This window comes from Aeromonas sobria (assembly GCF_000820145.1).
Lineage (GTDB): Bacteria > Pseudomonadota > Gammaproteobacteria > Enterobacterales > Aeromonadaceae > Aeromonas > Aeromonas sobria.
Map to the genome: position 1 here is coordinate 186,882 of NZ_CDBW01000045.1, position 20,410 is coordinate 207,291.

18 protein-coding genes and 1 tRNA gene are annotated in these 20,410 nt (G+C 57.6%); 8 read left to right on the top strand and 11 right to left on the bottom strand.

The annotated features are described in order from the left end of the window. Positions 1-95 precede the first annotated feature (95 nt). The gene (locus tag BN1135_RS20415) at positions 96-1,157 is read right to left on the bottom strand and encodes an oxidoreductase (protein WP_042024416.1); all 1,062 of its coding nucleotides are present in this window, start codon (positions 1,155-1,157) and stop codon (positions 96-98) included. A 135-nt stretch (positions 1,158-1,292) separates the two neighbouring features. Beyond that, positions 1,293-2,456, bottom strand: coding sequence for a multidrug effflux MFS transporter (locus BN1135_RS20420; RefSeq protein WP_042024419.1), 1,164 nt, complete (start codon positions 2,454-2,456; stop codon positions 1,293-1,295). Between the two features lie 237 nt (positions 2,457-2,693). On the opposite strand from BN1135_RS20420, the gene rdgB reads away from it, so the two are divergent. Further along, on the top strand, positions 2,694-3,287 hold the full coding sequence (rdgB, locus tag BN1135_RS20425; RefSeq protein ID WP_042024421.1) for an RdgB/HAM1 family non-canonical purine NTP pyrophosphatase: 594 nt from the start codon (positions 2,694-2,696) through the stop codon (positions 3,285-3,287). A gap of 75 nt (positions 3,288-3,362) precedes the next feature. Continuing rightward, positions 3,363-4,508 (top strand): radical SAM family heme chaperone HemW, encoded by a 1,146-nt coding sequence (hemW, locus tag BN1135_RS20430; protein WP_042024422.1) that lies wholly within the window; start codon positions 3,363-3,365, stop codon positions 4,506-4,508. 104 nt (positions 4,509-4,612) lie between these two features. On the opposite strand, the gene BN1135_RS20435 is transcribed toward hemW, so the two are convergent. Together BN1135_RS20435 and zntR are read right to left on the bottom strand one after the other, a co-directional pair. Continuing rightward, complete coding sequence (locus tag BN1135_RS20435; protein WP_042024423.1) at positions 4,613-4,852, bottom strand: alternative ribosome-rescue factor A; 240 nt, start codon at positions 4,850-4,852, stop codon at positions 4,613-4,615. A 214-nt stretch (positions 4,853-5,066) separates the two neighbouring features. After that, positions 5,067-5,522, bottom strand: coding sequence for a Zn(2+)-responsive transcriptional regulator (gene zntR, locus BN1135_RS20440; RefSeq protein ID WP_042024424.1), 456 nt, complete (start codon positions 5,520-5,522; stop codon positions 5,067-5,069). A 435-nt stretch (positions 5,523-5,957) separates the two neighbouring features. On the opposite strand from zntR, the gene purH reads away from it, so the two are divergent. From purH to BN1135_RS20460, 4 genes are all read left to right on the top strand, one after another. Then, positions 5,958-7,550, top strand: a complete 1,593-nt coding sequence (gene purH, locus BN1135_RS20445; RefSeq protein ID WP_042024425.1) for a bifunctional phosphoribosylaminoimidazolecarboxamide formyltransferase/IMP cyclohydrolase — start codon at positions 5,958-5,960, stop codon at positions 7,548-7,550. A 114-nt stretch (positions 7,551-7,664) separates the two neighbouring features. Then, positions 7,665-8,951 carry a phosphoribosylamine--glycine ligase gene (gene purD, locus BN1135_RS20450; protein WP_042024426.1) on the top strand — a complete coding sequence of 429 codons (1,287 nt, stop codon included), beginning with the start codon at positions 7,665-7,667 and terminating at the stop codon, positions 8,949-8,951. A 279-nt stretch (positions 8,952-9,230) separates the two neighbouring features. Continuing rightward, positions 9,231-9,605 (top strand): cytochrome b562, encoded by a 375-nt coding sequence (locus BN1135_RS20455; protein ID WP_005349056.1) that lies wholly within the window; start codon positions 9,231-9,233, stop codon positions 9,603-9,605. After that, positions 9,586-10,140, top strand: a complete 555-nt coding sequence (locus BN1135_RS20460; RefSeq protein ID WP_042024427.1) for a cytochrome b/b6 domain-containing protein — start codon at positions 9,586-9,588, stop codon at positions 10,138-10,140. Before BN1135_RS20455 ends, BN1135_RS20460 begins: the two co-directional genes overlap by 20 nt. 160 nt (positions 10,141-10,300) lie before the next feature. Here the strand turns inward: BN1135_RS20460 and BN1135_RS20465 are convergent. From BN1135_RS20465 to rpsU, 5 genes are all read right to left on the bottom strand, one after another. Next, positions 10,301-10,377 (bottom strand) — tRNA-Ile (locus BN1135_RS20465). A gap of 175 nt (positions 10,378-10,552) precedes the next feature. Beyond that, positions 10,553-12,409 carry an RNA polymerase sigma factor RpoD gene (gene rpoD, locus BN1135_RS20470; protein ID WP_042024428.1) on the bottom strand — a complete coding sequence of 619 codons (1,857 nt, stop codon included), beginning with the start codon at positions 12,407-12,409 and terminating at the stop codon, positions 10,553-10,555. Positions 12,410-12,631: 222 nt separating this feature from the next. Continuing rightward, positions 12,632-14,419, bottom strand: coding sequence for a DNA primase (gene dnaG, locus BN1135_RS20475; RefSeq protein ID WP_042024462.1), 1,788 nt, complete (start codon positions 14,417-14,419; stop codon positions 12,632-12,634). A gap of 88 nt (positions 14,420-14,507) precedes the next feature. Continuing rightward, the gene (locus BN1135_RS20480) at positions 14,508-14,951 is read right to left on the bottom strand and encodes a GatB/YqeY domain-containing protein (protein ID WP_042024429.1); all 444 of its coding nucleotides are present in this window, start codon (positions 14,949-14,951) and stop codon (positions 14,508-14,510) included. A 15-nt stretch (positions 14,952-14,966) separates the two neighbouring features. Further along, positions 14,967-15,182 carry a 30S ribosomal protein S21 gene (rpsU, locus tag BN1135_RS21865; RefSeq protein WP_005309452.1) on the bottom strand — a complete coding sequence of 72 codons (216 nt, stop codon included), beginning with the start codon at positions 15,180-15,182 and terminating at the stop codon, positions 14,967-14,969. A 179-nt stretch (positions 15,183-15,361) separates the two neighbouring features. Between rpsU and tsaD the strand changes: the two genes are divergently transcribed. Continuing rightward, positions 15,362-16,375, top strand: a complete 1,014-nt coding sequence (tsaD, locus tag BN1135_RS20485; RefSeq protein WP_042024430.1) for a tRNA (adenosine(37)-N6)-threonylcarbamoyltransferase complex transferase subunit TsaD — start codon at positions 15,362-15,364, stop codon at positions 16,373-16,375. Between the two features lie 221 nt (positions 16,376-16,596). On the opposite strand, the gene BN1135_RS20490 is transcribed toward tsaD, so the two are convergent. Beyond that, positions 16,597-17,916, bottom strand: coding sequence for an anaerobic C4-dicarboxylate transporter (locus tag BN1135_RS20490; protein ID WP_042024432.1), 1,320 nt, complete (start codon positions 17,914-17,916; stop codon positions 16,597-16,599). A gap of 128 nt (positions 17,917-18,044) precedes the next feature. Then, positions 18,045-19,487 (bottom strand): aspartate ammonia-lyase, encoded by a 1,443-nt coding sequence (aspA, locus tag BN1135_RS20495; RefSeq protein ID WP_042024435.1) that lies wholly within the window; start codon positions 19,485-19,487, stop codon positions 18,045-18,047. Between the two features lie 443 nt (positions 19,488-19,930). Here aspA and BN1135_RS20500 point away from each other — a divergent pair, with 443 nt between their 5' ends. Beyond that, positions 19,931-20,410: an FxsA family protein gene (locus BN1135_RS20500; protein ID WP_042024437.1), complete on the top strand. Its 480-nt coding sequence runs from the start codon at positions 19,931-19,933 to the stop codon at positions 20,408-20,410.

Below are 20,410 nucleotides of genomic sequence, written 5' to 3' on the forward strand. Positions count from 1 at the left end.
AGACGGCAAAAACGCCCAATAAACCACCATTTCATGGCTGCCGGTTAGCACTTTGGCTGAATTTTGCCCCCAGCTGAGTTGTGAGAAAACAGGCTTTAGTCAGACAGCTTCTGACAGGGCAGCCGTTTTCCCTCACGGTGGCTCTGGCGGGCCAGATCCAGCAGCGCCATTACCGCCAGTGCCTCGTCAGCTGGCACCGGGTTGCTCCCTTCGCCCTTGATGGCGGCGCAGACGCCGCGATAGTAAGCGCCATAATCTCCCGACTCACCGACCACGCTCTGCTGCTGCAACTGACCATCGACAATGCGGCTGAGCTGACCTGGCTCTCCATCCACGCCCCAATCCGCTGCCGGTGGCCGCTTGCCCTGCTTGAGCTGATCTTCCTGCACATCCATACCGAATTTCACGAAAGAACCACTGTTGCCGTGGATGACAAAGCGCGGCATGGTGGCCGAGACCAGACAACTGCCGTGCAGTACCACCCGCAGCTCGCCATACCGTTTCCCATAGCCCAGCACCACGTGGAAGTAGTCGTCCGCCAGTGCGCCGGGGCGCTGCTCGGCCAGATCGGCCTGCAGCCAGTCCGGCTGGCCGAACAGCTGCAGCGCTTGATCCAGCACGTGAGGGCCGAGATCGAACCAGAGGCCGGAACCGGGGCCACCCGCTTCGCGCCAGCGCTGACGTACCTCGGGACGATAGCGATCGAAGTGTGACTCGAACTGGGCGATCTGCCCCAGCGTGCCCTCTGCCAGCAGACGGCGCACGGTGAGAAAATCCCCGTCCCAGCGCCGGTTGTGGAAGATGCTGAGCAGTCGCTGCTGTTTTTCGGCCAATTCGACCAGTGCTTGTGCCTCGGCCAAGTCCAGTGCAAACGGCTTGTCGATCACCACATGTTTGCCAGCCAGCAGTGCCTGGCGGGCGAGGGGGGCATGGGTATCGTTGGGGGTGGCGATCACCACCAGATCGACGCTGTCATCGGCCAACACCTGTTCCAGCGAACCGACCCGGCAGCCGGGCAGATCGGCCTGCACCTTGGCGGCATCGCGGCTCACCACCCAGCTCAGGGACAAACCTGGCGTGGTGGAGAGGAAGGGGGCGTGGAAGGTCTTGCCTGCAAAGCCATAGCCCACCAGGGCTGCGTTAAGAGAGTGACTCATCGGGTGTGCTCCGCTGATATCGAGTGAGTGTGGTTGCCATCACAGGCTGGCTGTCGGATGGCCATGCGCTGTATAGGCGATACAAAAGAGAAGGGGGCCGTTGGCCCCCTGAGTGTGCCCATCAGAGCACAGGATTTATTGCAAACACAAGCGGCGGCCGCGGCGGGTCATCAGCATCACCAAGGGCGGTAGCAGCAGCCACATGTGCAGTGCCAGCTGGCTGAGCGGGTCTGCTGTTAGTAAGCCGGTCAGGCCAACCAGCGCGCCGGATCCGCTCATCTGGAACAGGCCGAGCAGGGCGGCGGCGGTACCGGCGCAGTGGCCGAACGGTGCCAGCGCCATCCCGGCGGCAGAGCCCAAAATCATGGCAAAGCCGATGCTGGAGAGGAACACCGGCCCCATCATCGCCAGCGGATGTTCGATGTGCATCGCCAGGGTCAGTATGATGGCGGAGAGGAGCAATACCAGCAGGCCGATGCGCAGGGTGCGTCTTGGCCCCACCTTGGCGATAAAACGGGGGGCCATGAAGCAAGCCAGAATGTTGAGCGCGGCGTTGGCGGTAAACCAGTAGCTAAAGCCACTCATATCCAGCCCCAGTTTCACCATCAGCTGCACCGGTGCAGCAGTGACATAGGCGAGGATCACTGCCATCGCCAGCATGCAGAGCGCTGCGTTGAACAGAAAGCTGGGGGAGCGCAGTACCGGGCTGTAGCGGGACCAGCTGATCAGTGCGCCTTCGCTGCGTGTTGCGTTCGGGCGAGTCTCCGGCATCCGCCACATCAGCCAGCTGCCGACGATGACCGCATAACCGGCCATAAACCAGAAGTTGGCTGACCAGCCCGCCTTGGCGGTGAGCCAGCCACCGAGCAGGGGCGCCAGTGCTGGAATAAAGCAGATGGCACCATTGAGGTAGGAGATCATCTGGCCGCTCTTTTTCGGGCCGTAGCTGTCACGCACCACCGAGAAAGCGGCCACCGAGGTGGCGCAGGCGCCGAAGCCCTGCAGCACCCGGGCCAGCATCAGCTCGCCGAGACTAGCGGCAAAACCGGCCGCCAGTGCGCTCAGGCCATAGAGCAGCACGCCACCCAGGGCGATGGGCTTGCGACCGTAGCGATCGGCCAGCGGCCCGACCAATAGCTGACCCAGCCCCATGCTGAACAGGAACCAGGTGATGGTGCCCTGCATCAGTGTCACTTCGGCGCCCAACTGCTCGGCCATTTGCGGAATGGCGGGCAAATAGATGTCGATGGCCAGCGGACTGAACAGCACCAGTAGCACAAGTAAAAGAATCAATGGCATCAGTCACCTCGGGGCGTGGGGGGAAATTTGATTGGGGCGCGAGTCTACTGACTCACAGTAATGAATTGAAATGGTATTTTATCACTTATGTTATTCCGCTATGGAAACATGCATTCCACAGCACCGGCTAACAGGAGCTTGGCCTTCATCACATGTCAGGCTAGCGCCGCGAATTGGCGCTTTTACTAAACCCTTGCGCCGCATAGAATGCGCAGATTATTTTTGCGGAGGTGCGTGATGAACAAGCTTGTCCTGGCAACAGGGAACCAGAAAAAGGTGAAGGAATTGGCCGCCATGCTGGCCGATATGAAGATCCAGGTGATCCCGCAGAGCGAGTTTGCAGTCTCCGATGCCGAAGAGACCGGCACCACCTTCGTCGAGAATGCCATCATCAAGGCCCGCCACGCCGCCCGCATTACCGGCCTGCCCGCCGTTGCCGATGACTCGGGTCTGGAAGTGGATCTGCTGCACGGTCGTCCCGGTGTCTACTCGGCCCGTTTTGCCGGCCCGGATGCCAGCGACAAGGATAATATTGAAAAGCTGCTGGGCGAGCTTGCGGGTGCTCCGGATTACCTCAAAAGTGCCCGCTTCTGGTGTGTGCTGGTCTATATGCGTCACGCCGACGATCCCACCCCCATCATCTGTCAGGCGAGCTGGGAAGGGGTGATCATCGACGAACCGCACGGTCAACACGGCTTTGGTTATGACCCGGTGTTCTTCGTGCCGGATCACGACTGCACCGCTGCCCAGATGCCCGCCGAGCTGAAAAACCAGCTCAGCCACCGCGGTCAGGCGCTGGCCAAACTGAAAGCGGCGCTGGCCGCTCACTGAGTTTTTGCCAGCCTCGCCCATCGCGTATTGTCATCTACAATGGGGGCCTTGAGCCCCCGTTTTATTGGAAGTCCCATGCTGCAACTGCCGCCCCTCTCTCTCTATATTCATGTGCCCTGGTGCGTCCAGAAGTGCCCCTATTGTGACTTCAACTCCCACGCCCAGAAGGGAGAGCTGCCTCACCTCGAATATGTCGCCGCCCTGCTCGAAGATCTGGATCAGGATCTGAAGTGGGCACAGGGGCGGCCGCTCTCCTCGATCTTTATCGGCGGTGGCACCCCCAGCCTGTTGACGGTAGAGGCGATGCAAACCCTGCTGGATGGGGTACGGGCTCGCATACCGCTCACTGCAGATTGCGAGATCACCATGGAGGCCAACCCGGGCACGGTGGAAGCGGACAAGTTCGCCGGTTTCAAGCGCGCTGGCATCAACCGCATCTCCATCGGGGTGCAGAGCTTCCAGCAGGAAAAGCTGACCCGTCTCGGCCGCATCCATGGCCCGGAAGAGGCGCGCAAAGCCGCTGCACTGGCCCATGCCATCCAACTGCCGACCTTCAATCTCGATCTGATGCACGGTCTGCCGGATCAGAGTCTGGATGATGCCCTCTATGACCTGCAGCAGGCCATCGACTGCGCACCGCCGCATCTTTCCTGGTATCAGCTCACCATAGAGCCGAACACGGCGTTTGCCTCCAAGCCGCCGCGGCTGCCGGAAGATGACACCCTGTGGGATATCTACGAACAGGGCCACGCCATACTCACCGCCAGCGGTTATCGCCAATACGAGATCTCGGCTTATGCCAAAGAGGGCTACCAGTGCCATCACAACCTTAACTACTGGCGCTTTGGTGACTATCTGGGGATTGGCTGCGGCGCCCACGGTAAGATGACCGATCTCGCGAACCAACAGATCCTGCGCACCGCCAAGGTGAAGCATCCGAAAGGGTATCTGGATAAGAGTCGCCCCTATCTGGACGAGCAGTGGCAGGTGACTGCAGATGATCTGCCGCTCGAGTACTTTATGAATCGCTTCCGGCTGTTCGAACCGGCCCCCAAGGCGGAGTTCGAGGCATACACAGGTCTGGAGCTGGAGCGGGTGGAGACGGTGCTCGCCATCGCCCAGAGCAAGGAGCTGATCGAAGATCTCGGTGACAGCTGGCAACTTACCTCCCTCGGCCATCGCTACCTTAATGTGTTGCTTGAACTGTTTATGGATGAGTGAGCGGTCTGTTGCGGCGGTGAGTTGGCGTTGTCAGACCGCTTCTTCTGTAAAAACAATCAGGGCGCCATTGGCGCCCTGATTGTTTGTGGTCGGTAGAAACCCGCTCAGCAGCAGACGCTGATCATCTGCTGTTGGCCGGGCTCCCACCGCTTGCCAAATTTGGCCTTGCGCTGGTAACTCCCCTTGCCCTTCTTGTTGCGCTCGACCCGGCTGCGAAACAGGGGATCGGAGAGCAGGGCGTGCAGATGGTTATCCTTTATCTCGCCGCGCTGATGGGCATAGTTGCCCCCTTGCGTATGCTCCTCACGGGGGAGGGCGGGTTGGTCGACCCGAATCTTGGCCATGATGGCTCCTCTTCTTTGCTCTTGGTGTGTTGACTCTTGTCACTGGATGGCGGTTTTCGCTGCGGGCGCCTGTTCAGGTTAGCGCCCGGCAACCGGATGCACTGGCACCGGTTAAAAACGCGGCGATTTTGTCATCAAATCGCCGCGGGAGCAATGAGTCGGGCGCGTAGAGTCAGCCGCACTGCGTCAGGCTCGCTCGGTCAGGCATACCGTGTCAGCCGTGAACCGGGTCATGCTCGTCGTGGCTGTGATGCTCGTGATGGGCCGGGGCGCCAGATTCCAGCGTCTCGAGGATGGCGCAGTGTTCGGCCGAGCGAGGGCCGCCGCAGCAGATGTTGGAGAGCTGGCGCAGGTTGTCGCGAAAGCGGGTCAGTTCGATGATCTTCTGCTCCACCTGGGCCAGCTTGGTGTCGGCCACCGCTTTCACCTCCTGACAGGTCACCCTGGCTTTGTTGGTATCAAGATCGAGCAGTTCGCCGATGTCGGCCAGCGAGAAACCCACCGACTTGGCGCGAATGATGAACTCCAGCCGCCGCCTGTCCTGTTCGCTGTAGAGGCGGTAGCCGGATTGGTTGCGGATCCCTGGTGAGATAAGCCCGTTCTTCTCGTAAAAACGCAGGGTATCTGCTTTGACCCCGCACGCCTTGGCCAGTTCACCGATCCGATACATGCTCTCTCTCCCCTTGGATATAGCCGCAACAAAAACCGGAATCTACTATCGCCCCTTTGCCAATGGATTGCCAGCCAAGGGCATAAAAGGGGCAGATAAACGTCTCCTTTCTGCCCTTTTTCCCATAAAACACTGAAAGTACAAACGTTTCGAGGAAATCAAGTGGAAAACGTTTAACGCCGCGCCAAATAAGGGTTTGCAGTTTTAAAAAATCCACCACAGGTCACATTTTTTGTGTAGAATACGCGCCCATAACAGAGCGCTGCGTCAAGCGGGCATTTCTTAAAACACCTTTGCCTTTGAACGACTATTCGGGTGAGAGTGGTTTGCGAAATCCCCCACTTCCATTTATTTGGGGACTCTCTGTGTTTGGTGCGACCCAAGTGCGCTTGCCTCCCATGGAACGGTCCCCGTTATGTTGAGGACGATAGTGTGATGGAACAAGCTCGACCCATTCGCCGTGCACTGCTGAGTGTGTCTGACAAAACTGGCATTCTGGAATTTGCCAAGGCACTCAACGAGCGTGGTGTTGCCCTGCTCTCCACGGGTGGTACCGCCAAGCTGCTTGGCGAGGCGGGTCTGCCGGTGACCGAGGTCTCCGACTACACGGGTTTCCCTGAAATGATGGATGGCCGGGTCAAGACCCTGCATCCCAAGGTTCATGGCGGCATCCTCGGCCGTCGGGATCAGGATGATGCCATCATGGCCCAGCACGCTATCTCCCCCATCGACATGGTTGTCGTCAACCTCTACCCCTTCGCCGCGACAGTGGCCAAAGCGGGCTGCACCCTGGCTGATGCGGTCGAGAACATCGACATCGGCGGCCCGACCATGGTGCGCTCTGCGGCTAAAAACCACAAAGATGTCGCCATCGTCGTCAATGCTGCCGACTACGATCGGGTTATTCGTGAAATGGATGCCGACGGCAACAGCCTGAAGCTGGCGACCCGTTTCGATCTGGCCATCGCTGCTTTCGAGCACACCGCCGCCTATGACGGCATGATCGCCAACTACTTCGGCACCATGGTACCTAGCTATGGCGACAACAAGGAGGGTGACGAGGAGTCCCGCTTCCCACGCACCTTCAACAGCCAGTTCATCAAGAAGCAGGACATGCGTTACGGCGAAAACAGCCATCAGGCTGCCGCCTTCTACGCCGAAGAGCATGCCGCGCCGGGTTCTGTCTCCAGCGCCACCCAGTTGCAGGGCAAGGCGCTCTCCTACAACAACATCGCCGATACCGACGCGGCGCTGGAGTGTGTGAAGGAGTTCAGCGAACCGGCCTGCGTCATCGTCAAGCATGCCAACCCCTGCGGTGTGGCCATCGGTGACGACCTGCTGAGTGCCTACGATCGCGCCTACCAGACCGACCCCACCTCTGCCTTTGGTGGCATCATCGCCTTCAACCGTGAGCTGGATGGCGCCACTGCGGCAGCCATCGTTGCCCGCCAGTTTGTCGAAGTGATCATCGCCCCGACGGTGAGTCAGGAGGCCCGCGACGCGGTCGCCGCCAAGCAGAACGTGCGTCTGCTGGAGTGCGGTCAGTGGACGGCTCCAGCGCAAGGCTTTGACCTCAAGCGCGTCAACGGCGGCCTGCTGGTACAGGAGCGGGATCTCGGCATGGTGACCTTGGGTGACCTGACCGTGGTCAGCAAGCGCCAGCCGACCGAGGCCGAGCTGCAAGATCTGCTGTTCTGCTGGAAAGTGGCCAAGTTCGTCAAATCCAATGCCATTGTCTACGCCAAAGATGGCCAGACCATCGGCGTTGGCGCCGGCCAGATGAGCCGCGTCTACTCCGCCAAAATCGCCGGTATCAAGGCGGCGGATGAAGGGCTGATTGTGGCGGGCTCCGTGATGGCGTCCGATGCCTTCTTCCCGTTCCGCGACGGTATCGATGCTGCCGCGCAGGCCGGTATCTCCTGCGTGATCCAGCCGGGTGGCTCGATGCGCGATCAGGAGGTGATCGACGCCGCCAACGAGCACGGCATGTGCATGGTGTTCACCAACATGCGCCATTTCCGTCATTGATGGGTCAGGGGCTGCCGATGGCGGCCCTTTTGTTGTCTCTTTTCAACTGACTATTGCCACTGGCTGACGGCCCGAGAGGCCGCCTGGTGACCACAAATAGAAGCGAGCGATACGATGAAAGTACTGATCATTGGCAACGGTGGCCGCGAACACGCCCTGGCCTGGAAGGCCAAACACTCCCCACTGGTACGCCACGTCTTCGTGGCACCGGGCAATGCGGGTACCCAGCTTGAGCCGGGTGTCGAGAACGTTGCCATCGAGGCGACCGATATCGAAGGGCTGCTGGCCTTTGCCAAAGAGAAGCGCATTGGCCTCACCATCGTCGGGCCGGAAGCACCGCTAGTCAAAGGGGTGGTAGATGCCTTCCGCGCCGCCGGTCAGCCCATCTTCGGCCCGACCGCTGCCGCCGCCCAGCTGGAAGGCTCCAAGGCCTTCACCAAGGACTTCCTGGCCCGTCACGCTATTCCGACTGCCGACTACCAGAACTTCACCGAGGTGGAGCCTGCGCTTGCCTATCTGCGCGAGAAGGGCGCCCCCATCGTCATCAAGGCCGATGGTCTGGCGGCGGGCAAGGGGGTGATTGTCGCCATGACCTTGCAGGAAGCAGAAGATGCTGTGCGCGACATGCTCTCCGGCAATGCGTTTGGTGAAGCGGGCTCCCGAGTGGTGATAGAAGAGTTTCTGGACGGCGAAGAGGCGAGCTTCATCGTCATGGTGGACGGCGAGCACGTGCTGCCGATGGCGACCAGTCAGGATCACAAGCGGGTTGGCGACGGCGATACCGGCCTCAACACCGGTGGCATGGGGGCTTACTCGCCAGCACCGGTAGTGACTGCCGACGTGCATAAAAAGGTGATGGAGCAGGTGATCATGCCGACCGTGCGCGGCATGGCGGCCGAAGGTAACGTCTACACCGGCTTCCTCTACGCCGGTCTGATGATCGACGGCGCAGGCAACCCCAAGGTGATCGAGTTCAACTGCCGCTTCGGCGATCCCGAGACCCAGCCCATCATGCTGCGGATGCAGTCCGATCTGGTGGAACTCTGCCTGGCCGCTTGCGAGGGCAAGCTGGATCAGAAAGAGGCCATCTATGATCCCCGTGCCGCCATCGGCGTGGTGCTGGCGGCGGGGGGTTATCCCGGCGATTACAGCACCAATCACCCCATCAGCGGCTTGCCGGTGGATGAGGTGGCTGGCGAGAAGGTGTTCCATGCCGGTACCCGGCTGGAGGGCGATACCAGCCTGACCCAGGGTGGCCGCGTGCTGTGCGCTACCGCCCTCGGCCACACAGTTGCAGAAGCCCAGCAGCGTGCCTATCAGCTCGCTGGTCGTATCAAGTGGGATGGCGTCTTCTACCGCAAGGATATCGGCTGGCGCGCCATTGCTCGCGAACAGGAGTAACTGACGCAAGCCATTGGCCAGCTGATCCAGACCCCGCTACGGCGGGGTTTTTTGTCTCCGTCAGTCGGCATCAACCATCATCTTGCCGTGCATCACCGGCGTTCAATCAGTTACCAAGTGCAAACAAACGAGGCATACCTGTCACTATTTGCCACAAAAAACAGCATCTTTCACAAACTCTTCACTATGAGTCATGGCATTATGCTGTTGATGAATTGCTGTCTGGATTCATTAGTACCCCTAACAATTCGAGCATGTCGTTATAAATAAGGAAATCCCATGTTGAAAACCGTTCGCCCCCTGCTGCTGCCCCTGATGTTTGGCCTGATGACCCTGCCTGCCGTGGCGGGAGATCTGGAGCAGCCGATGAAGAAGATTGGCTTCAACTACAAGCAGGCCGTCAAGGCTGATGATGCTGCCACCATGGAGAAGCACATCAACGAGATGAAGGCCCAGCTGGACGTAGCCAAACAGAAGAACATGCCGGCTGCCAAGAAAGAGAAGTTCCTTGAAGGGATGAACGAGGTACAGACCGAGCTGGACGCCAGCCTGGCCGCACTCAAGGCGGGTGATGAGGCTAAGGCGCGCGAACATTTGGCCAAGGTCAACGACCTGAAGAAGGAGTACCACAAATATGCCAAGCAGAAAGGGTGAGCCTTTTCGCTGGGATGCGCTGGTTCGCCTGACCCACTGGGGGGTGGCTGCAGTCTGCATCGGCAACCTCTGGGTTAACGAAGCGGGGGAGCAGTGGCACGAGTGGCTGGGTTACGGTGCCATTGCCCTGATCACCCTGCGGCTGTTGTGGGGCCTGACCTTTGCCAGCGGCCATGCCCGTCTGGGCGCCCTCATTCCCGGTGGCGATGATTTTCGCCAGCAGGCGCGTGAGATGCGTGAGCGGCAGCCTCCGGCTCCGGGTCATCACGGCAGCGGCAAGCTGGCTGTGTGGGCGCTCTGGCTGGTGGTGCTGGCCACCGCTGGCAGCGGCTGGTTTCAAAATACCGAGATGGGTTTTGAACTGGGGGCTGACGAGTGGCATGAGTGGTGTGTATTGGTGTTGCAGGGGCTGATTGGCCTGCACCTGCTGGCCATTGTGTTCACCTCCTGGCGTCAGCGCAGCAATCTGGTCACCCGGATGCTGCCTGCCATCGGGCGTCGCTCATCCATCCAGAGCAGCAACGAGCAGACCTGAGGCTCAGCATTAGGCTCCTTGCGATCCCTCTGATTGAGGCGCCTGATCCGGACCCTGCCCAGACCCGCCAATGGCGGGTCTTTTCTATGGTGTCATCAATGGCAATTGCCCGGATGGCAGATGTAAAAAGGCCGCTCATGATGAGCGGCCTTTTCTAATTTGGTGGCCCCTGGCGGACTTGAACCGACGACCAATCGATTATGAGTCGACTGCTCTGACCAACTGAGCTAAGGGGCCAAATTGTGCGTTTAGCGGCGAGGATTATAGGGTAAGAGGAAAGGGCAGTCTATAGGCAGATCAACCACTTGGCGACTAAATAAGCAGTTGGATACAAGGTGTTGAACCGGTAGAGGAGCTGATAGCGGATAAAATAAAGCCCCGCATGGCGGGGCTTTGACAGGGCAGGTCAGGACTATTCGTCCAGGAAGCTGCGCAGCACTTCCGAGCGGCTCGGGTGGCGCAGTTTACGCAGTGCCTTGGCTTCAATCTGACGAATACGCTCACGGGTGACATCGAACTGCTTGCCCACTTCCTCAAGGGTGTGGTCAGTGTTCATGTCGATACCAAAGCGCATCCGCAGTACCTTGGCCTCACGGGCAGTAAGACCTGCCAGTACGTCGCGAGTGGCGTTACGCAGGCTTTCGCTGGTCGCCGCATCCGCTGGCAGAGCAAGAGTGGTATCTTCGATGAAGTCACCCAAGTGGGAATCTTCATCATCACCGATCGGCGTCTCCATGGAGATGGGCTCCTTGGCGATTTTCAGAACCTTGCGGATCTTGTCTTCCGGCATACCCATGCGCATAGCCAGCTCTTCCGGGTTCGGTTCACGACCCATCTCCTGCAGCATCTGACGGGAGATACGGTTGAGCTTGTTGATGGTCTCGATCATGTGTACCGGGATACGGATGGTACGAGCCTGATCCGCGATGGAGCGGGTAATGGCCTGACGGATCCACCAGGTGGCATAGGTCGAGAACTTGTAGCCACGACGGTATTCAAACTTGTCTACCGCCTTCATCAGACCGATGTTGCCCTCCTGGATCAGATCCAGGAACTGCAGACCACGGTTGGTGTACTTCTTGGCGATAGAGATAACCAGACGCAAGTTGGCTTCAACCATCTCTTTCTTCGCTCGGCGGGCTTTTGCCTCACCGATGCTCATGCGACGGTTGATATCCTTGATCTGGGCAATCGACAGACCGGTCTCTTCTTCGATCTGCTGCAGTTTGCCGATGGCGCGCAGCACGTCTTCAGCCATCTCGACCAGACGGGGAGACCAGGCTTTACCAGCCTGCTTCTGGTACTCAAACCAGGCACTATCACACTCGTTGTTAGTGAAGGCAGCGACGAAGGTTTTCTTCGGCATCTTGGCCTGCTCAACGCAGAGTTTCAGGATGATACGTTCCTGCACGCGGACGCGCTCCATCATTTCGCGCATGTTGTTGACCAAGCGATCGAACTGCTTGGGCATCAGGCGGAATTGACGGAATACATCGGCCAGCTGAGCGATGGCAGCCTGGGTATCTTCGTGCGCACGGCCATTCTTCTGAATGGAGAGGCGGGTTACCTCATACTGGGCGCGCAGCTCGCCAAACTTCTCGCGAGCGACTTCCGGATCCGGGCCACTGTCACCTTCATCATCCGAGTTGTCGCCATCCTCGTCTTCATCTTCGTCCTCTTCCTCGTCCTCATCAGCCAGATCATCTTCGCTGAGTTCAGAGCCGATATGGGTGGCAGTAGGCGCCACATCTTCGGTTTCGTTAGGATCGATAAAGCCTGAGATGATGTCAGAGAGACGCAACTGCTCGGCTTCGTACTTGTCGTACTGTTCGAGCAGATAGGTAATTGCTTCAGGGTACTCTGCAACAGAGCTTTGTACCTGATTGATACCGTCTTCGATCCGTTTGGCGATGTCGATTTCGCCTTCACGGGTCAGCAGTTCGACGGTACCCATTTCCCGCATATACATGCGGACGGGATCGGTCGTACGACCAATCTCAGATTCAACAGATGCCAGTGCCTGGGCCGCTGCTTCGGCAGCGTCCTCATCGGCGGTACCACCTTCAGCCATGATAAGGTCATCGGCATCCGGAGCGTTTTCAACCACTTGAATGCCCATATCGTTGATCATCTGGATGATGTCTTCGATCTGGTCTGAATCGACAATGTCTTGCGGGAGGTGATCGTTCACCTCGGCATAGGTCAGGTAGCCCTGTTCTTTACCTTTGGCAACGAGGAGTTTAAGCTGAGACTGCGGGGTTTGCTCCATAGAACTCATCCGGTTGGTGATGCTAGGTTACGCGTACGGTGTACTGCTGCGCAAATAGCCAATTCTAATAGAAAACCGCCAGACATGCTATGTCTGGTTGCGGCGTCGGTCGTGAGAAACCCCTGCCCGCAGTATTGTCGGGGCCAGGCGGTTATAAAAATTTTGCTTTTCATCCCGTCGTTTCGGGCAACGTTATCCATATTGGGGCTAACCACTCAAATATCAAGCCCCACCCTCATTTCTTTTCTCAATTTGTACCTCTCTGATCAGCATCATCAACTCTTGGGTTTCATCGGAGCTTAGTCCTTCCTGAGCCACTTTGGCCTGTAATTCTTCGATTCTTTGTTTCAGAAACTGGTTGATGAAGCCGACGAAGGTATCCTGTAACTCGCCCAGAATATCGGGTTCCTGGTCAAGCCGGACCTCTTCGAACAGATCGTGCATGGCCAGCTGAGCGAGGATCTCGCCCTCCTTGGTGCCACGCCAGTGTTCCAGCAAGATACCTGTGGTGATGGCTGGTTGTGCCAGGATTTGCTGGTGCAGTTGCAGCAGGAACTTGATCCCTTGTACACGCAGTCCGACCAATTCTGGCATGGGGGGCAGTTCGGCCGTCACGGCCGGATATTGCACCATCAGCGCTAGCGCACGGCGCAACGGCGTCAGCTTGACTGCCTTGGGTTTGTTGACCTCGGCTTTGGGCTGGCTGTTGCGGGCAAAGAGCTCGGCGATACGCTGTTTGTTCTCGCCCCAGCGCATCATGCTGGAGAGGCGGGTGATCAAGCCTTCGCGGGTAAACCCTTCCGGTACCCGGCGAATAAGCTCGGCGGCCTTGTTGGCCACTTCGAACTTGCCAGCCTCACCGCTGAGAGCCGCATCTCGCCCGAGACGTTCGAACATGAAGTCAGCGAACGGCTGGGCCTCATTGAGCAGGGCTTCGAAGCCCTCCTTGCCAATCTGGCGTACCAGCGAGTCGGGATCTTCGCCATCCGGCAGGAACACGAACTTCAGCTCGCGGCCATCCTGCAGATGGGAGAGGGCGTTATCCAGCGCTCGCCAGGCGGCTTCACGTCCGGCTTTATCGCCATCGTAGCAGCAGACCACCTCGGCTGTGGTGCGAAACAAGGTGTGGATATGGTCGCTGGTTGTCGCAGTACCCAGCGCAGCTACCGCATAGTCGATGTCGTACTGACCGAGCGCCACCACATCCATGTAGCCTTCCACCACCAGGATCCGGCGCGGATCCTTATGTGCCTGTTTCACTTCATAGAGGCCAAACAGCTCACGCCCTTTATGGAAGATGGGGGTTTCTGGCGAGTTCAGGTACTTGGGGGTGCCGTCACCCAGCACCCTGCCACCAAAACCGATGACCCGGCCGCGCTTGTCGCGGATCGGGAACATGATGCGGTCGCGAAAGCGATCATAGCTGCCCGGGCCATTGTCACGGGTGATCAGCATGCCGCCCGAGATGAGCAGCTGTTCGTGATCCCGGCTGGCGCCAAAGCGGCGGCGCACCTGATCCCAGTCACTGGGGGCGTAGCCAATGTTGAATCGTTTGACCACTTCACCGGTCAGACCGCGGCCTTTGAGGTACTCCACCGCATGGGGAGCGCTCTTGAGATTGCTCTCGTAGAAACGGGCGATCTGGTTCATCAGCTCAAAGAGGTCTTTGCTGACGGCCGGCTGGCTATTGGCCGAGCCGCCAATGCTCTGTTCGCGAGGTACCTGCATGCCTTGCGTGCTGGCGAGTTCTTCGATGGCATCGGGAAATTCGAGGCCGTCATACTCCATGACAAAACCGATGGCATTGCCGTGGGCACCACAACCGAAACAGTGATAGAACTGTTTCTCTTGGCTGACGGTAAAAGAGGGACTTTTTTCGTTATGGAAAGGGCAGCAAGCCTGGTAGTTCTTACCGGCTTTTTTCAGCCGCACTCGCGAGTCGATCAGCTCGACTATGTCTGTGCGAACGAGCAGATCGTCGATAAAGGATTGGGGGATCCTGCCTGCCATAACCATCCTGATTCATTGCGGAAAAAATAAAAAAGCCGCGCATTCCAAGGGAAGCACGGCTTCTTCTACTAAACAAGAGAGTTGCCTGTTACGCCAAGCGGGTTTTCACCTGAGCACTGACGGCGCCGACATCGGCACGCCCCTGAATTTTCGGCTTCAAGACAGCCATGACTTTGCCCATATCAGCCATGACGGCAGCACCACTTTCAGTGATGGCTTGCTCAATCAGTGCGGCAATTTGATCAGCGGTCAGCTGTTGTGGCAGGAATTCCTGCAGTACAACAATCTCGGCGGACTCTTTGTCGGCGAGATCCTGGCGACCGGCAGCTTCAAACTGGCTGATGGAATCACGGCGCTGTTTGACCATTTTGGTCACGACAGCGAGGATATCCTCATCATTGAGCTCGATACGGGTATCAACTTCACGTTGCTTGATTTCTGCCATCAACAAACGGATCGTCCCCAAGCGAGCCTTATCTCTGGCAAGCATGGCGAGTTTTTGTTGATCCTTGAGTTGATCCTTCAGAGACACGGCATTGACTCCTGATTAGTACAGGCGGATACGACGTGCGTTTTCGCGAGACAGCTTTTTGGCGTGACGCTTAACAGCAGACGCTTTAGCGCGCTTACGAATGGTAGTCGGTTTCTCGTAGAACTCACGGCTACGAACTTCGGACAGGATACCGGCCTTTTCGCAAGAACGCTTGAAGCGACGCAGAGCAACGTCAAACGGCTCATTTTCACGGACTTTGATTACTGGCATGTGCCTTTCACCTCAGTGATAAATTGTTAGCTGACCTTCAATCGATCAGCATGACTTAAAATGGTGCGAAATTATACTCTGGACAGGGAATGAAAGTAAACCCGCAGAGATCGCTCTGGTTTAAAAAACCCGCGAAGGTTACCATAGCCGTCTCATTTTAGCAGTGAAATTTTTTAGCAATGCGTGTATTGGGCATAGAGACATCCTGTGACGAAACCGGGATCGCGATCTTCGATGATCAAAAAGGGATCCTTTCCCATCAGTTATACAGCCAGGTCAAGCTGCATGCGGATTACGGTGGCGTGGTCCCCGAGCTCGCCAGCCGGGATCATGTTCGCAAGACGATCCCGTTGATCCAGGCCGCATTGCAAGAGGCGGGACTGGGTAAAGATGACATTGACGGCATCGCCTATACCGCGGGTCCTGGCCTGGTCGGTGCCATTCTGGTGGGGGCAACCATTGGCCGCTCGCTGGCGATGGCGTGGGACAAGCCGGCGATCGCCGTCCATCATATGGAAGGCCATCTGTTGGCCCCGATGCTGGAAGAGCGGGCCCCCGCGTTCCCCTTCGTGGCGCTGCTGGTTTCCGGTGGCCACTCCATGTTGGTGCGGGTTGATGGTATCGGCAGCTATCAGTTGCTGGGGGAATCCATCGACGATGCCGCTGGCGAAGCGTTCGACAAGACCGCCAAGCTGATGGGGCTGGACTACCCGGGCGGCCCGCTGCTCTCCCGTCTGGCCGAAAAGGGCACCACCGGGCGCTTCAAGTTTCCACGGCCCATGACGGATCGCCCCGGGCTTGATATGAGCTTCTCCGGGCTCAAGACCTTTGCGGCGAATACCATTGCCGCCAATGGTGACGATGAGCAGACCCGTGCCGATATTGCCCGTGCATTTGAAGATGCGGTGGTCGACACCCTGTCGATCAAGTGCCGTCGTGCCTTGCAGGAGACCGGTCTTAAACGTCTGGTGGTGGCCGGTGGTGTCAGTGCCAACCGTCACTTGCGTGCCCAGCTGGCAGAGCTGATGGAGAGCCTCCATGGCGAGGTGTTCTATCCGCGTACTGAATACTGCACCGACAATGGCGCCATGATCGCGTATGCAGGTATGCAACGATTGAAAGCGGGGGTGTTTGAACCGCTGGCAGTCAAGGCGGTGCCACGCTGGCCGCTGGATACCCTGGATCCGGTCTGATCCGCAGGATCCTGCACCTTGATGGCGCGGTGGATGTGATGATGAGCATGAGCCATGGGATGCACCAGAGGCGCTTACAGGGCTACTGAGGCATCATCACTGTGATGGTTGGATAGCTATCTAGCAGTGCCATCCAAAGTGTCAGCTTCTCTATGTGCAGCGATAAAAAAATCCCCGCCACTTGGCGGGGATTTTTGTTTGGCGCTCGGGGCTCGATGCGATTAGAGCATGATACCGCCGAAGAAGAAGCCCAGCGCGACGGCGCAAGCAATGGTAGCGACACCAGGTACAAAGAAGGGGTGGTTAAATACCGCCTTGCCGATACGGGTGGAGCCAGTGTCATCCATTTCAACCGCAGCCAACAGGGTTGGATAGGTTGGCAGCACGAACAGGGCACTCACCGCTGCGAAAGAGGCAATCGCAGTCAACGGGCTGACACCCAGCGCCAGTGCGGCAGGCATCAGGGCTTTGGTGGTGGCACCTTGTGAATAGAGCAGCATGGCGGCGAAGAACAGCACCACAGCCAGCAGCCAGGAGTACTGGTTCAGCAGGTCGCCCGCGATCAGCTGGATGGTATCCATGTTGCCTTTCACAAAGACGTTACCCAGCCAGGCGACACCCAGTACGCAGATACAGGCGGACATACCGGACTTGAAGGTCGGCATGTTGGTCACTTGAGTGGCGTCCAGTTTGCACACCAGAGTCATGATGGTTGCAGCGGCCAGCATGATGCCCATGATGGCACCGTCACGTGGGATCGGCGGGTTGGCGATCAGGCCCACTTTGCCGGAGATAGCGGTGGCGTAAGCCATAACCGCAATGATGGCGGAAATAAAGATCCACACAGAAACCTTGGCGTAAGGTTTCAGCTCAAGCTTGGTGGTGCCACGCAGCTTGATCAGGCCTCTGGCTTTGCGATCCAGGTAGACTTCGTCTTGCTCCAGCGGCTTGCCCAGCATGTTGGCGACAAAGGCGCCTATGATACAGGCCAGGAAGGTAGACGGGATGCAGATGGCCAGCAGGGTCAGGTAGTCAACACCGAACGGCTCCAGCATGCCGGAGAAGGCAACCACAGCAGCAGAGATCGGGGATGCTGTGATGGCGATCTGGGAGGCGATAACTGCGATGGAGAGCGGACGGGATGGGCGGATCCCTTGCTCTTTGGCCACTTCAGCGATAACTGGCAGAGTGGAAAAAGCAGTATGGCCGGTACCCGCCAGCATGGTCATCAGATAGGTGACGATCGGTGCGGCGAAGGTGATGTATTTGGGGTTTTTACGCAGAGCTTTCTCTGCCAGGGAGACCAGATAGTCCATCCCGCCAGCCAGTTGCATACAGGCGATGGCGCAGATAACAGACATGATGATCATGATTACATCCCAAGGGATGTAGCTCACCAGTTGATCACTCGGGATGGGCATGCCCAGACCCCAGGTCAGTACCAGAACCCCCAGACCACCGGCAAAGCCGATGCCGATGCTGCCTATCCTCGCCCCCAGATAGATGGCGCCGAGCACCACAAGTAACTCGATTAAAATCATAGCGATAACTCCATTTATTTAGTTTTTGGTTTTTATTTGGCAAAAAGCCAATTCCCGATCGGGCTGGGGATAAAGACCAATCGGGAACTGACTTTAATGGGCCGGGAAGATCCCGGCCCATACTCGCGTTATACGGTGGCTTCGCGGGTGAAACGCTTGGCTTTGTATTGCGGGTTCATCAAGTTCTCGATGGAGAGAATTTCGTCCAGTTGCTCGGCGCTCAGCAGGCCGCGCTCCAGAACGACTTCGCGGACGTTCTTGCCGGTCTGGGCACAGATCTTACCGACGATGTCACCTTCGTGGTGACCGATGAAGGGGTTCAGGTAGGTCACGATACCGATGGAGTTCAGTACGTGGTTCATGCAGATTTCCGGGTTAGCGGTGATCCCTTCCACGCACTTCTCGCGCAGGGAGATACAGGCTTTCTCCATCAGGCTCAGGGATTCGAACATCGCCTGACCAATCACTGGCTCCATGACGTTCAGCTGCAGCTGACCGGCTTCGGCGGCGAAGGTGATGGTGATGTCGTTACCGAATACCTTGAAGCAGGACTGGTTGACCACTTCCGGAATAACCGGGTTGACCTTGGCCGGCATGATGGAGGAACCCGCCTGCATTTCCGGCAGGTTGATCTCTTTCAGTGCAGTGCGCGGGCCAGAGGAGAGCAGACGCAGGTCGTTACAGATCTTGGAGAGCTTCATGGCCAGACGCTTGACCGCGCCGTGCAACATCACATAAGCGCCACAGTCAGAGGTCGCTTCGATCAGATCTTCTGCCGGCACATAAGCACGGCCAGTGATCTCGGCCAGACGCTTGATGGCGAGGGCAGAGTACTCTGGCGGGGTGTTCAGACCGGTACCAATGGCAGTGGCGCCCAGGTTCACTTCCAGCAGCAGCTCCTGGCAACGCTTGATGGACTTGATCTCTTCACGCAGGGTAACGGCAAAAGCATGGAATTCCTGACCCAGGGTCATCGGAACTGCATCCTGCAGCTGGGTACGACCCATTTTCAGAATGTTCTTGAACTCTGCTGCTTTGGCATCGAATGCGGCGATCAGATGCTCCAGTGCATGCAGGGTCACATCAGTGCTGTTCACCACGGCAACGCGGAAACCGGTTGGGTAGGCGTCGTTGGTGGATTGGCACTTGTTGACGTGGTCATTCGGGTTGATAACGTCGTAGTTGCCTTTTTCCAGACCCATGATTTCCAGGGCGATGTTGGCCAGTACTTCGTTGGTGTTCATGTTGACGGAAGTGCCGGCACCACCCTGGTAAACGTCGACCGGGAACTGGTCGAAGCATTTGCCGGTGTTCAGCATCAGGTCGCAGGCTTCCACGATCTTGTCAGCAATTTCAGGACGGATGGTACCCAGTTCACCGTTTGCCAGCGCAGCCGCTTTCTTGGTCAGGACCATACCGCGGACGAATTCCGGAACGTCAGAAATCTTCTGAGAGCTGATCTTGAAGTTCTCGACAGCGCGCAGGGTGTGCACACCGTAGTAGAGATCATTGGAAACTTCTTTGGTGCCCAGCAGGTCTTCTTCAATGCGGACGTTCTTGATGTCGCTCATTGTAATGCCTCAGAAATCAGATAAATGGAAAAATCCTCACCGAGTGGTCGCGAGTTCCTTGCGCACAGCTCATCCTGAAGCACCACACATCGAGTGGGGCGGTAGGGAGAATGACCTCCCGAAAAACTAATCAATATTCTACTCCAATTGAGGTATCGGTTATTAGAGCTAGATCACTAAATTTGAGTCATTTTCAAATTACTTTGATGAACGCATACATATGTTGCGAGCTGCACATGGTTATGTTTTTTATGAACTTTTTTTAGAATTTGCTGATTTTTTAGATTACTGATGACGTAGGTGTCAGTTGAAGAGCTTGAAAAGGGGGGGATAGCCCCCATTTATTCAGGGTAGATAGTGGGGGTGAAGCGGCAGAAACGTCACCGATGGACTGCTGTTTGACGGGCCCCGCTGTTTCTCAATTTACTGGTATTGGAGTGGATATGGGCAAGTTGTTTCTGTTGTTGGTGGGACTGGTGGTATTGGAGCTCACCGTGATGATCGAGGTCGGCTCCGTGATTGGCGCACTGCCGACCGTCGGCTTGCTCATCCTGACCGCGGTGTTGGGATCGTCTCTGGTACGTAATGAAGGGATCAAAACCCTGTTCAGCGCTCAACAGAAGATGCAGATGGGCGAGATGCCAGGCCGTGAGGTGATGGGTGGCATGATGTTGGCGCTGGCCGGCTTGCTGCTGATCATTCCGGGCTTTGTGACTGACTTCGTGGGTGTGTTGCTGTTGCAACCCTGGCTGCGCAACAAGCTGGCCGACAAGCTGATCGGCAGCAACCCGTTCCGGATGCAGATGGGGGGGGTTAATCAGGGAGTGCAGTCGCCGTTTGGCCAGCCTTCATCTGAAGAACCTCGGGTGCAACCCAAGCAGGGCGGCACCACCATTGAAGGTGAATTCGAACGCAAAGAGTAA